Source organism: Streptomyces davaonensis JCM 4913 (assembly GCF_000349325.1).
Classification (GTDB): Bacteria; Actinomycetota; Actinomycetes; order Streptomycetales; family Streptomycetaceae; genus Streptomyces; species Streptomyces davaonensis.
This window is the reverse complement of the sequence record NC_020504.1, coordinates 2344743-2358139: the sequence shown is the minus strand read 5'-3', so window position 1 is coordinate 2358139 and position 13397 is coordinate 2344743. Positions and strand designations below refer to the sequence as shown.

Below are 13397 nucleotides of genomic sequence, written 5' to 3'. Positions count from 1 at the left end.
GGTACCGGGCGTCCCCTCAACGCACGCCCACCGTCTCGGAGTTCTCCGCGCTCTCCGTGGCCGTCGTCTCCTGCTGCCGCTTCCCCGTGGCCTTGCGGCCGGGCAGCACCACGAAGACGATCACCGTGCCGACGGCCATGATGATCCCGCCGATCAGGCTGGTCTGCGCGATGGCGTGGGCGAACGACTCGTGCACCGCGCCCAGCAGGGCCTGTGCCTGCTCGGCGCCGCCCTGGGGGTTCCGGCCGACCTGCTCGGCGACCGCGAGTCCGCCGCCCACCGAGTCCTTGGCGGTGTCCAGCGCCGGGGTGGGGAGCTGCCCGCCGACCAGCTCGGTCAGCTTGTCCTGGTAGGCGGTGGCGAGGAGCGAGCCGAGGACCGCGATGCCCAGGGAGCCGCCCAGCTCCAGCGCGGTGTCGTTGGCGCCGCCGCCGACTCCCAGCTCCGACTCGGGGAAGGAACCCATGATCGTGTCGGTGGCCGGGGACAGACTCAGCCCGATGGCGAACCCGAGCAGCACCAGCGGCGCCACGAAGGCCGTGTAGGTGGAGCCCGACTCGATCTGCGTGAGCAGGAAGAGACCCGCGGTGCCGATCACCATGCCGGTGCCCACGACCGCCTTCACGCCCAGCTTCGGGGCGAGCCGCCCGGTGACCGCGGCGCCGACGAACACCGCACCGGCCAGCGGCAGCAGCCGTACGCCGGTCTCCAGGGCGTTGTGGCCGAGCACGAACTGGAGGAACTGGGTGGAGTAGTAGATCGCGCCGAAGGTGCCGAAGAAGAAGAACAGCACGGCCAGCATCGAGCCGCTGAAGGGGCGCTCGGTGAACTTCCGTACGTCCAGCATGGGGTTGGGGTGACGCAGCTCCCAGGCGACGAAGGCGAGCAGGCCGGCACCGGCGACCACGGCCGCGGTGACCGGACCGGCGCCCCAGCCGAAGTGCGGGCCCTCGATGGTCGCGTAGACCAGGGAACCGACCGAGACGATCGACAGCAGACCGCCGACGTAGTCGATCCGGCCCATGCCCTCGGCCCTCGACGGCGGTACCAGGATCAGCGCGCCGACGACGCCGAGCAGGGCGATCGGCACGTTCATCAGGAAGGTGGAGCCCCAGGCGTGGCTCTCCAGCAGCCACCCCGCGGTCAGCGGCCCGGCGGCGATGGCGAGTCCTGAGGTCGCGGACCAGGCGGTGATGGCCTTGGCGCGCTCGGCCCGCGGGAACATCGCGACCAGCAGGGACAGGGTGGCGGGCATGACGACCGCTGCTCCGACGCCCATGATCGCGCGGGCGGTGATGACCAGCGCGGTCTCCTCGACCAGACCGCCCATCACCGAACCCCCGGCGAAGACCAGCAGGCCGAGGACCAGCGCGCCGCGGCGGCTGTACTTGTCGCCGATCGCGCCGAGCACGAGCATCAGCGCCGCGTACGGGACGGTGTAGCCGTCGATGACCCACTGGAGGTCACTGCTGGACAGGCCCAGGTCCTGGGTCATGTCGGGGGCGGCCACGATCAGCGAGGTGTTCGCCATGACGACGATCAGCAGGCTCAGGCAGAGCACCAGCAGGGCCCACCAGCGGCGGGGGTAGGGCCCCGGCATCTTCTCCACGGGGGTGTCGGCAATGAGAGGCATCGAAAGCTCCTGGCGGGACAGGGCGGGGCGGGAAGAACAGGTATGGCGGGCAGGACGGGCAGTTAATTGCCCGCTGACGTGCAGGCTAGTTTATTGCCCATTGGTGTGCAAATATCGAGGTCATGCTGAGCCGCTCCGGAGAGGAGCCCCATGCCCGACCCCGATGACCCCCACTGCATGAGCCCGAGGCGGCGGCGCCGGATCATCGGCGCCGGGTCCCTGGTGGCCGTCCTGCTGGGCGCCGTAGTGGCCGACCGGTTCGCCGCGGCCCGTGCGGAGAGCCGTACGGCAGAGGCGTTCCAGGACGGCATGGGCACCGCCGAACGGCCCTCGGTACGGGTCAGCGGCTTCCCTGTGCTGACCCAACTCGCCGGGGGCAGCCTGCGGCACGTGGACCTCACCGCCCACGACATCGCCGCCGACGGAGCCGACCGCCCGCTCCCGGTCACTCGGCTGACCGTCGCCCTCGACGGGCTGCGGACTTCCGGCGACGCCGACCAGGCACACGCCGGCAGCGTCGACGCGACCGCGTTCCTGTCGTACGAGGATGTGTCGGCCGCGCTGGGCGTCACCGTCTCCCAGGGCGACGACCCGGGCCGCGTCAACGCGACGGCCACTCTCCCGCTCGCCGGTGACGTCACCGTGAGCGCGACGGTCTCGGCGGCGCCGGGAAACCGCATCGCGTTCAGGGACGTCCAAGCGGTCGACGGCGAGCTGCTCCCGCCCCTGAAGACACTGCTCGACAAGGCCCTGGAAACCCCCGTCCCCCTGCACAACATCCCCGAGGGCCTTCACCTCCGCTCGGTGACCCCCACCCCGACCGGAATCGAAGCCCGCTTCACCGGCACCTCGGTCACCTTCCGGCCGGCCGACGGCTAGAGCCAGTCCCGGCGCTTGAAGATGACGTACAGGCTGACGCAGATGACGCCCATCAGGCCGATCGCGAACGGGTAGCCGAAGCGCCAGCTCAGTTCGGGCATGTGCTGGAAGTTCATGCCGTAGATCGTGCCGACCAGGGTGGGGGCGAAGAGGATGGCCGCCCAGGAGGAGATGCGTTTGATCTCCTCGTTCTGCGCGAACCCCGCCTCCGCCAACGCCCGCATCTCCGCGTTCTGTTGCTGGGTGACCAGGGTGGCGTTGACGGTGAGGATGTCGGTGAGGGCCTGGCGGAAGGAGTCGACGCGTTCGCTGGTGTGCGTGACGTGGTCGGCGACGTCGCGGAGATAGCGCTGGAGTTCCTCGTCCGTGCCGTACTTCGCGAAGCCCGCCATCAGGCCGTGCAGCATGCCGACCAGGGGGCGGGTGGCGCGCTGGAACTCGACCATCTCGCGGGAGAGTTCGTAGATCCGGCGGGAGACCTCGGGGTCGCCGCGGAAGACCTCCGTCTCGATCTCGTCGATGTCGTTCTGGACGCCCGCGACGACCGGGACGTAGCCGTCGACCACCGCGTCGAGGATCGCGTACAGGACCGCCTCCGGGCCCAGCTTCAGCAGTTCCGGCGTCTCCTCCATCCGGCGGCGCACCGCCGACAGATCGGGCGCCGCGCCATGGCGGACCGTGATCACGAAGTCCGGGCCGACGAAGACGTGCAGCTCGCCGAAGTCGACCTCCTCCGGGGCGTCCAGATAGCGGGCCGCGCGCAGGACGACGAAGAGGGTGTCGCCGTACCGTTCCAGCTTCGGGCGCTGATGGGCCTCCAGCGCGTCCTCGACCGACAGCGGATGCAGGTCGAACTCGGCGGCCAGCGACTTCAGTTCGGACTCCGGCGGCCGGGCGAGACCGATCCAGGCCACACCGGACGGCTGTTCGCGCAGCTCGCGGTAGGTCTCGGCGAGCGTGGCGGGGGAGGAGACCCGCACCCCGTCGCGGTACAGCGCCGCCTGGACGATGCTCGCCGGCTCCGGCTCGTCGGGCCGCGGCTCGGCCGGGGGCGGCGTGGGCTCCGGGGCGCCGGCCGGGGGTGTCAGGGCGCGGCGCCAGACGGACTTCCGGTGGTTCTTCGCCATCGTGGCTGCCTCTCGGCCGACGCCCGGTGATCTCGCAGCTAGCAGGCTATACGGCGGACCAGGCATCGGAGTGCGCACGGAACGCCGATCGCGGACCGTATCTGTCCGCAACCGGTACTAGCGTGCGGGACATGACGAAGACGACGACCGCCCAGGGCCCCGTTCTCGGCACTCGCGCCCTCAACCGCGCCACCCTCGACCGGCAACTGCTGCTGCGCCGCACCCCGATGTCCGCGCACGCCGCCGTGGAGCACCTGGTCGGCCTCCAGGCGCAGGAGGTCAAGCCGCCGTACTACGCGCTCGCCGCCCGCCTCGACGGGTTCAGGGCCGAGGAGCTCGCCGGGTCGCTGGAGCGGCGCGAGACCGTGCGGATCGTCACCATGCGCTCGACCATCCACCTGCACAGCGCCGACGACAGCCTCACCCTGCGGCCCCTGGTGCAGCCCGCCCGCACGCGGGAGATCAACCTCTTCCGCAAGGGCCTCGTCGGCGTCGACCTGGACCGGCTCGCCGCCCTCGCCCGCGACCTCGTCGAGGAGGCGCCGCGCACCATGAAGCAGTTGCGGGAGGCGCTGGGCGCCGAGTGGCCGGACGCCGACCCGCAGTCCCTGGCCGTCGCCGCCCGCTGCAAGCTGCCGCTGGTGCAGGTCACGCCGCGCGGAGTGTGGGGCAAGAGCGCCCAGGTCTCCCTGACCACCGTCGAGCACTGGCTGGGCCGCGCCGAGGAGCCCGCCGCGTCGGTCGACGCCACCGTCCTGCGCTATCTCGCCGCCTTCGGGCCCGCCTCGGTCAAGGACTTCCAGACCTGGTGCGGGCTGACCCGGACCCGCCCCGCCTTCGAGCGGCTGCGCCCGGAGCTGATCACCTTCCGGGACGAGAACGGTGTAGAGCTCTTCGACCTCCCCGACGCCCCCAGGCCCGACCCCGCCACCCCAGCGCCGCCCCGTTTCCTGCCCGAGTTCGACAACCTGCTGCTCTCCCACGCGGACCGCACCCGGGTGATCCCGCCCGCGAACCGGGGCCGCACCTGGCAGGTGAACACCGTCTACTGCCCGTTCCTCGTCGACGGCTTCCTCGCGGGCGTCTGGCGCATCATCGACGACGCCCTCGTCATCGAGCCCTTCGACGACCTCACCAAGGCCCAGCGCGCGGAGGTCCTGGCGGAAGGGGCGTACATGCTTGAGGTCATGGACCCGGAGTCGTCGTACGACATCCGCTTCGGGACCGTCCTGCCCTCCTAGGCCAGGACATGGATCGGGGGCGTTGCGGGCCGCTCGTGGAGGCCCGCAACGCCCCCTGGTATTGCACCTGAGGGATACTCAGGAGTCTTTCTGGGTTACGAGTTGACCTGCGCGGTCACCAGGCTGGAGAAGGTGGTCAGCCGGGTGTAGACGCCCGGGTAGCCGGCCGCCGCGCAGCCCTCGCCCCAGGAAGTGATCCCTGCCAGGACGCCCCCGACAAGCAGGGGACCGCCGCTGTCGCCCTGGCAGGTGTCAACGCCGCCGGAGGTGTATCCGGCGCAGACCATGTCGGACGAGATGAAGTCCGAACCGTAGGAGCTCGCACAGCTGGAGTTGGAGACGATCGGCACCGTCGCCGTGCGCAGCTGGTTGGAGGAGCTGCCGCCCGCCGAGGTGGTGCCCCAGCCGATGATCCGGGCGGTGGTGCCGGCCGCGTACACGCCCGTCTGGGTGGAGGAGATGTACGGCGCCGTGGTGTACGGCATCGACGTCGACAGGGTCAGCACGGCCACGTCGTCGCCGTTGGTGGCGTCCGTGTAGCTCGGGTGGATCCAGATCTTGCTGACCCGGCTGACCGTGCCGTTGGTGCCGTTGCGGTAGGTGCGGCCGCCGACGACTCTGACGCTGCTCGTGGTCTCGCCGACCATGCAGTGGGCAGCCGTGACGACCTTCGTGGCGGAGACCAGCGTGCCGCCGCAGAACTGGTTCTGCGAGGAGTCCGTGATCTGCATCATGAACGGGTACGCGGTGGTCGTGGTCGTCGAACCGCCCACGATGGGCTGGGGAGCCGCGGCGGCGGTGGGGGCGACGCCGATCAGCGCGGTGGCCGCGGCTGCGGCGGTGGCCGCGAGCGCGGTCGCGGTCTTCTTGGCACGGGTGAGCCCGAACATGAGTCTCCTCATTGGATTGCCGGTGGGGGGTCGCGCGGGTGTGGGGGTGATGCACGGGGGTCTCGGGACAGACCCCCGTGTGCCCGGCGAGCGGCACGAGGCATACGCTAGAACCGGAAGGCTCCCCTTCCCAAGGAGGGAACCCCCTAAGGGAGTTGGGCAGGGAAAACCCTCGGTCGGCCCCCGTCAAACCCCCGCTGCCGGTGAATCGCGCGGGATCTCAGTTGCCGGGACGGCCCGCCGCAAGTCTGACGATGTCGACGCGCGATCGGATCCCCAGCTTGCGGTAGACCCGGGTCAGCGTCGCCTCCACGGTCTTGACGCTGATGAACAGCCGGGCCGCTATCTCCCGGTTCGTCGCGCCCTCCATCACCAGCGCCGCGACCTGACGCTCCATCGAGGCGAGCGAGTCCAGCGCGTCGAGCGCGGCGACGGGGGCGGGCACGGGGTCGGCCGGGGGCGTGGTCACGGCCGACTCCACCTGGCTCAGCCACGGCAGCGCCCGGCACCGCCGGAAGAGCCGCGCCGCCTCGTCGTAGGACGTGGGCCCCGGCCTTCGGGTGCGCAGGGCCGCCAGCGCGAAGGCGGCCCGCGCCTCCTCCAGGCCGTAGCCGAGCTTGGCCAGCCGGTCCTGCACGGACGTCAACTGGGCCGCGGCGGACTCCCGTTCGCCGCGCGCCGCGCGCACGAGTGCCTCCGCGCGGTCCAGTACCGCCAGCACGCTCTCCCGGCCAAGACGCAGCGCGCGGGCGCGGGCCGTGTCGATGACGTCCTGCGCCTCCTCGGTCTCCCCGATCCGCACCAGCGCCTCGGCGAGATCGCCGTGCCAGCGCCCGCGCGCCGGGTCGGTGATGCCGAGCCCCTGCTCCAGCTCGCGCACCCGGCGCAGCGAGGCCACTGCGGCGGGCGCGTCCCCGGCCACCAGCTGGGCGTGTCCGAGGGCGGCCAGGGCGCGGGAGACATACATCTGGTCGCCGTCCTGCTCCGAGTGGTCCAGCGCCTCCCGGGCCAGGGCCAGCGCCCGGTCCAGCTCGCCGCCCGCCGCCTCCGTCAGCGAGGTGAGCACGGCCGAGGCGACCTCGCCGATCCCGGTGTCCCGGGCCAGCCGCAGGCTCTCCCGGGCGAGGTCCAGGGCGCGGGCGCAGTGCCCGGTGCGCAATTCGGTCTCGGCCAGCCCGCGCAGGAAGTGCACCTCGCTCTCCACCGAGCCGCGCCGCCGCACCTCCCGCAGCAGGGCGGTGACGGTGGCCCGCGCCTCGGGCAGCTGGTCGCTCATCATCAGCCAGCGGAACCGGGCGTACCCGGCGCCGTTGTGATGGCTGGACACCCGCGGGTCCTGGGGTTCCTTCAGCGCGCGCTTGATCGTCCGGGGGGCGTCCGGGTGGCCCATCAGGGTCTCGATCTGCGCCTGGAAGGCGAGCGCCATCAGCTCGGTGTACCGGTCCCCGCCGCGCGCGGCCAGCTCCGCGGAGTACGCCGCCGCCTCGCGCGCCGGGTCGAAGTCGCCGTCCACCAGCAGCGCCCGCCAGCCCAGCTGGTAGTGGATCCGGGCGAGCAGTCTCGGGTCGTCGCCGGCGTCGGCCAGCGCCTGCGGGAAGACCGCGTCGACCTCGGTCATCGCATGACCGGCGGTCTCGATCACCACGATCCAGGCCCGCACCCGCTCCGCGGGCACCGTCGAACCGGAGAGCACCTCGCGGGCGATGTCCCGGGCGAGGTCCAGCTCACCGGCGGTGATGGCGTCCTCGGCGGCCTGGAGCAGCAGCGCCTGCGGGCCGTCCTCCGCCGGGGTGTGCCGGGCGGCGAGCCGGCCCAGCGAGGCGGCCACCGAGGGCGCCCCGCGGTCCCGGGCCAGGGCGGCGGCCTCCGCCAGCGAGGCGGCCACCGCCGGATCGGTGCCGGTGGTCGCGAGGGCCAGATGCCGGGCCCGCTCGATGGGGTCCGAGGCCGCCCTGGACAGCGCGGCATGCGCGGCCCGCCGCTCCTGCGCGGGCGCCTCCGCGTACAGCGCCGCCGAGATCAGCGGATGCGCGAAGCGTACGGCGGGACCCTCCGACTCGGTGGCCAGCAGTCCGAGTTCGGCCGCCCACGCGGTCTCCGCCTCGGCGTCGGTACGGCCCGCCGCGTGCAGCGTGGCCAGGGTGGGGCGGGCGCCCGCGCTGGCCACGAGGAGGGTGTGGCGGGCGTCGGGCGAGAGCATCCCCAGCCGGTTGAGCACCAGGGCGCGCAGCGAGGTCGGCACCGGGAGCGGCTCGCCGGGCCGGGGCGGGGTGGGGTTCTCGGCCAGCGCGCGGCCCAGCTCCAGGGCGAAGAGCGGATTGCCGCCGCTGGTGCGGTGGATGTCGCGGACGGCGGCGCGGGGCAGCCCGGTGTAGCCGCGGTGGTCGAGCAGGGCCGCGGTCTGGGTACGGGAGAGCGGGCCGAGCCGCAGGGCGAGGGTGTCCGGCGGGGACGCGCGTAGATGGCGGTCGTACTCCTGATCCTCGGTCCGGGCCGCGCACAGCATGCGGACCGGGGTGTCGCCGAGGCGCCGGGCGGCGAAGCCGAGGAGTTCGGCGCTGGCCGGATCCAGCCACTGGAGGTCGTCGGCGACGACCAGGACGGGGCCCTCGGCGGCCAGCGCGCGCAGGGCGGAGAGCACGGCCAGACGCAGGGCGAGCCCGTCGCGCTGGAGGGTGGACTCGCCGCGGCCGGTGAGCGCCGACTCCAGGGCGGTGCGCTGGGCGGCGGGCAGCTTGTCGCAGACCTCGTCCAGGACCAGGCCGAGGAGGTCGGCGAGGGCGAGGAAGGGGAGATGGGATTCGGACTCGGTGGCCGAGCAGCGCAACACGGTCCGTGCCGCTTCGCCGTATTCGGCGGCCAATGCCCGCAGGACGGTCGACTTTCCTATTCCGGCGGGCCCGTGGAGCAGGACGCTGCCGCCCCGGGCGAGCTGCGCACGCGCGGCGGTGAACGGCTCGTCCCGCCCGATGACCAGGTCGGAGCGGGATCTGGCAGGCTCCCTGAACTCCCGTGGCACGGTCACCCCTCCCCTCCCCGTGTCGTGTCCGGGCCAATATTAGGCAATGGGTCTTTGAATTACGGAGTGCCTGCCGGGTGAGGGAAATAACAGTGCAGTGAACGGATGAATGAAAGGGGAAGCACAGCGGCCCTAGGGGCGCGGGGCTGTGTTCGATATGCGGTACACCGAGGCACTCTCATAGGCGCCCTACGGCAACAGCCCCGCCCGCCGCGCAGCGACCACAGCCTCCCCCCGCGTATGCGTGCCCAGCTTCCGCATGGCCGATTGCAAGTACCCCTTGACCGTCTCGGCCCGCAACCCCAACCGCTCTCCGGCCACCGCATTCGTCGCCCCCGCCGCCACACAGGCCAGCACATCCAGCTCCCGAGGCGTGAGACAGACCTCCCCCGTCGACCCCTCCGGGGTCAGCAGCCCACACACGGACAGCAACTCCGAACGCAGCCCCGGATCGGAGATCCTCGGCACCAGCGCCCGCAGCGCCGCATGCGCCTCCCGTACCTGCTCCCACGCGGCCCCGCCCCCGTGAGAGGCCGGCTCCGGCCGAGCCGCGGCCAGCAACTCCCGCGCCGCCTCCTGGACCACCAGCGCCTGCTCCACGTCCCGCGCCGCAGCCACCGCCGCGGACAGCGTGCGGTCGCCGAGCGGCTGCGGCGTGCGCAGGGCGCCGTAGAGGACCCCGCGGACCCGGCGCCGTACGACGACCGGGACCGCGAGCACGGAGCGCAGCCCCTCCGCGGCGACGGCGGTGTCGTACTCGTGGCTGATCTGCCGTGCGGCGGAGTAGTCGGTCACCGCGCAGGGGCGGGCCAGCGCGACCGCGCGGCCGCCCAGGCCAGTGCCGGAGGTCACCGCGAGACGGCTCAGCGAGCCCGTGGCGGTGCCGTTGAGCTCGCTGATGAGCATCTGCGGGCGGACGGCCTCCACCAGGCCGCCGAACGCGACCGGGAGCCCGGTCGTGCGCCGCAGCCGGACCAGCGCGCGACGGATCTCCACCGCTCCGCTGCCATCTGCCGTCAACTGCCCACCCTCCTTCTGCGGCGTACACCCCCGTTCGGGGGTAGTGAGACCTGCATCACGGATTACACGATGGCAGGGAGCCGCCGGGCAATGGTCCGGAACCGAGGAGGACACATGACGGCCACCGAGGACTTCCGCAGGGCAAGGGACTTCCTGCTGGAGCACCGCGAGGACTATGCCACGGCCTACGAAGGCTTCGACTGGCCCCGGCCCGAGCTGTTCAACTGGGCGCTCGACTGGTTCGACGTCCTCGCGGACGGCAACGACCGCACGGCGCTGCACATCGTCGAGGAGGACGGCACGGAGGCCCGGCTGACCTTCGCCGAGCTGTCCGCCCGCTCCGACCGCGTCGCCAACTGGCTGCGCGCGCGAGGCGTGGGGGCCGAGGACCGGGTGCTGGTGATGCTCGGCAACCAGACCGAGCTGTGGGAGACGGCGCTGGCCGCGATGAAGCTGCGCGCGGTCGTCATCCCGGCCACCCCGCTGCTCGGGCCCGCCGATCTGCGTGACCGGGTGGAGCGCGGGCGGGTGCGGCAGGTGATCGTGCGGGCCGAGGACACCGGCAAGTTCGACGAGGTGCCCGGCGACTACACCCGCGTGGTCGTGGGCGGCGCGCGCGAGGGCTGGCTGTCGTACGAGGACGCCTATGACGCCCCGGCCGGGTTCACGCCCGACGGCCCGACCCGCGCCGACGACCCGCTGATGCTCTACTTCACCTCCGGGACCACCGCCCGGCCCAAGCTGGTCGAGCACACCCATCTGTCGTACCCGGTCGGCCACCTCGCCACGATGTACTGGATCGGCCTCAGGCCCGGCGACGTGCACCTGAACATCTCCTCCCCGGGCTGGGCCAAGCACGCCTGGTCGAACCTGTTCGCGCCGTGGAACGCCGGGGCGACCGTCTTCCTGCACAACTACACGCGCTTCGACGCGGCCCGGCTGATGGCCGAGATGGACCGCGCGGGCGTGACCACGTTCTGCGCCCCGCCGACCGTCTGGCGCATGCTCATCCAGGCCGACCTGTCCGCGCTGCGCACCCCGCCGCGCGAGGCCGTGGCGGCGGGGGAGCCGCTCAACCCCGAGGTCATCGAGCAGGTCCGGCGGGCCTGGGGCGTCACCATCCGGGACGGCTTCGGACAGACCGAGACCGCCGTCCAGGTCTCCAACAGCCCCGGCCAGCCGCTGAAGACCGGCTCCATGGGCCGCCCGAGCCCCGGCTACCGGGTCGAACTGCTGGACCCGGTCTCCGGCGCGCCCGGCGTCGACGAGGGCGAGATCGCGCTCGACCTGTCGGCCCGTCCGGTCGGCCTGATGACCGGCTACCACGGCGACGCCGACCGTACGGCGGAGGCGATGGCGGGCGGCTACTACCGCACCGGAGACGTCGCGTCCCGGGACGAGGACGGATATCTGACGTACGTCGGGCGCAGCGACGACGTCTTCAAGGCCTCCGACTACAAGATCAGCCCCTTCGAGCTGGAGAGCGCCCTGCTGGAGCACGAGGCGGTGGCGGAAGCCGCCGTCGTGCCCGCGCCCGACGAACTGCGGCTCGCCGTCCCGAAGGCCTATGTCGTCCTCGCGGAGGGCTGGGAGCCGGGACCCGACACCGCGAAGGTCCTCTTCGAGCACTCCCGTGAGGTGCTCGCCCCCTACAAGCGCGTCCGCCGGCTGGAGTTCGCGCCGCTGCCCAAGACCGTCTCCGGCAAGATCCGCCGGATCGAACTGCGCGAGGCCACGGCGGCCGGCTCGGACGCCGAGTACCGCGAGGAGGACTTCCGGTGACCGCACTGTCCTACACCCACGGAACGGGTGCGACCGCCCTCCTCGGCGACACCATCGGCGACAACCTGGCCCGGACCGCGGCGACCTGGCCGGACCGGGAGGCGCTGGTCGACGTGCCCTCCGGGCGGCGCTGGACGTACGCACAACTCCTCGCGGACGTCGACGAGTTGGCGTACGCGCTGCTCGCGAGCGGGGTCGGCAGGGGCGACCGGGTCGGGATCTGGGCGGTCAACTGCCCGGAGTGGGTGCTGGTGCAGTACGCCACGGCCCGGATCGGCGCGATCATGGTGAACATCAACCCGGCGTACCGTACCCACGAGGTCGAGTACGTGCTCAAACAGGCCGGGATCTCCCTGCTGTTCGCCTCGCTCGGCCACAAGACCAGCGACTACCGGGCCATGGTGGACGAGGTGCGTGGCAACTGTCCCGACCTGCGAGAGGCCGTGTACTTCGGCTCCCCGAGCTGGGACGCGCTGCTCGCCCGCGCCGTCCCGGCCGCGCTGCCGGACGACCTGTCCTGCGACGACCCGGTCAACATCCAGTACACCTCGGGCACGACCGGCTTTCCCAAGGGCGCCACGCTCTCCCACCACAACATCCTCAACAACGGTTACTTCGTGGGGGAGTTGATCGCCTACACGGAGCAGGACCGGGTCTGCCTCCCGGTGCCCTTCTACCACTGCTTCGGCATGGTCATGGGAAACCTGGCGGCGACCTCGCACGGCGCCTGCATCGTCATCCCGGCCCCGTCCTTCGAACCGAAGGCCACCCTGGAGGCGGTCCAGCAGGAGCGCTGCACCTCGCTCTATGGCGTCCCGACGATGTTCATCGCCGAGCTCAACCTCCCCGACTTCGCCTCCTACGACCTCTCCTCGCTGCGCACCGGCATCATGGCGGGCTCGCCCTGCCCGGTGGAGGTGATGAAGCGGGTGGTCAGCGAGATGAACATGACCGAGGTGTCCATCTGCTACGGCATGACCGAGACCTCGCCGGTCTCCACCCAGACCCGGCGCGACGACGACCTGGAACACCGCACCGGCACCGTCGGCCGCGTCCTGCCGCACGTCGAGGTGAAGATCGTCGACCCGGCGACCGGCGTCACCCAACCACGCGGCACCGCAGGGGAGTTGTGCACCCGCGGCTACAGCGTGATGCTCGGCTACTGGAACGAACCCGAGAGGACCGACGAGGCCGTCGACCCCGCCCGCTGGATGCACACCGGCGATCTGGCCGTGATGCGCGAGGACGGCTACGTCGAGATCGTCGGCCGGATCAAGGACATGATCATCCGGGGCGGCGAGAACATCTACCCGCGCGAGATCGAGGAGTTCCTCTACGCCCACCCCAAGATCGCCGACGTCCAGGTGATCGGCGTCCCGCACGAGCGCTACGGCGAGGAGGTCCTCGCCTGCGTCATCCCGCGCGACCCCGCCGACCCACCCACACTGGAGGACGTACGGGCCTTCTGTGAAGGGCAGTTGGCGCACTACAAGGTCCCCGCCGGGGTGCGGGTCCTCGACAACTTCCCGATGACGGTGTCCGGAAAGGTACGCAAGATCGAGCTCCGGGAGCGGTTCACCGGCTGATACGCCCAAGGGCACTCGATCACGGCGCTACTCGACCGTAAGATCGGGTGCCCTGGGGGTTGTGAGCTGCTGTCGATTGACTGCGCATGGGTGTGTTCTGGCGTGTAAGAGTGCGTGTGCGGGGCATGGTGGTGCCAGGACTCGGGGTGGGAACGCGAGTTCCTGTGTCGAATGCGTGACCTTGTGGGCGGTGGTCGTTGGGTGGGGTGGCGGGTTCTTC

At 71.8% G+C, this 13397-nt stretch carries 9 protein-coding genes; 4 read left to right on the top strand and 5 right to left on the bottom strand.

Annotated elements, in window-relative coordinates:
• Positions 1-16: 16 nt before the first annotated feature.
• Entirely contained in the window at positions 17-1633 is a 1617-nt protein-coding gene (locus BN159_RS10315) for an MFS transporter (protein WP_015656897.1), read from the bottom strand.
• A 150-nt stretch (positions 1634-1783) separates the two neighbouring features.
• Here BN159_RS10315 and BN159_RS10310 point away from each other — a divergent pair, with 150 nt between their 5' ends.
• Positions 1784-2512, top strand: coding sequence for an LmeA family phospholipid-binding protein (locus tag BN159_RS10310; RefSeq protein ID WP_015656896.1), 729 nt, complete (start codon positions 1784-1786; stop codon positions 2510-2512).
• On the opposite strand, the gene BN159_RS10305 is transcribed toward BN159_RS10310, so the two are convergent.
• Entirely contained in the window at positions 2509-3639 is a 1131-nt protein-coding gene (locus tag BN159_RS10305) for a magnesium and cobalt transport protein CorA (protein WP_015656895.1), read from the bottom strand. The two genes, BN159_RS10310 and BN159_RS10305, sit on opposite strands and share 4 nt — an antisense overlap.
• 131 nt (positions 3640-3770) lie before the next feature.
• Here BN159_RS10305 and BN159_RS10300 point away from each other — a divergent pair, with 131 nt between their 5' ends.
• Positions 3771-4880 carry a winged helix DNA-binding domain-containing protein gene (locus BN159_RS10300; RefSeq protein ID WP_015656894.1) on the top strand — a complete coding sequence of 370 codons (1110 nt, stop codon included), beginning with the start codon at positions 3771-3773 and terminating at the stop codon, positions 4878-4880.
• Positions 4881-4975: 95 nt separating this feature from the next.
• Here BN159_RS10300 and BN159_RS10295 read toward each other — a convergent pair whose 3' ends face one another.
• The 3 genes from BN159_RS10295 to BN159_RS10285 all read right to left on the bottom strand — a co-directional run bounded on the left by BN159_RS10295 (position 4976) and on the right by BN159_RS10285 (position 9809).
• The gene (locus BN159_RS10295) at positions 4976-5770 is read right to left on the bottom strand and encodes a S1 family peptidase (RefSeq protein ID WP_015656893.1); all 795 of its coding nucleotides are present in this window, start codon (positions 5768-5770) and stop codon (positions 4976-4978) included.
• Between the two features lie 220 nt (positions 5771-5990).
• Entirely contained in the window at positions 5991-8795 is a 2805-nt protein-coding gene (locus BN159_RS10290; protein WP_015656892.1) for an ATP-binding protein, read from the bottom strand.
• 183 nt (positions 8796-8978) lie between these two features.
• Positions 8979-9809, bottom strand: a complete 831-nt coding sequence (locus BN159_RS10285; protein ID WP_015656891.1) for a helix-turn-helix transcriptional regulator — start codon at positions 9807-9809, stop codon at positions 8979-8981.
• Positions 9810-9923: 114 nt separating this feature from the next.
• On the opposite strand from BN159_RS10285, the gene BN159_RS10280 reads away from it, so the two are divergent.
• Together BN159_RS10280 and BN159_RS10275 are read left to right on the top strand one after the other, a co-directional pair.
• Positions 9924-11591: an AMP-binding protein gene (locus tag BN159_RS10280; RefSeq protein ID WP_015656890.1), complete on the top strand. Its 1668-nt coding sequence runs from the start codon at positions 9924-9926 to the stop codon at positions 11589-11591.
• A complete protein-coding gene (locus BN159_RS10275) occupies positions 11588-13177 on the top strand; it encodes an AMP-binding protein (RefSeq protein ID WP_015656889.1) in 1590 nt (529 codons plus the stop codon). Before BN159_RS10280 ends, BN159_RS10275 begins: the two co-directional genes overlap by 4 nt.
• Positions 13178-13397 lie beyond the last annotated feature (220 nt).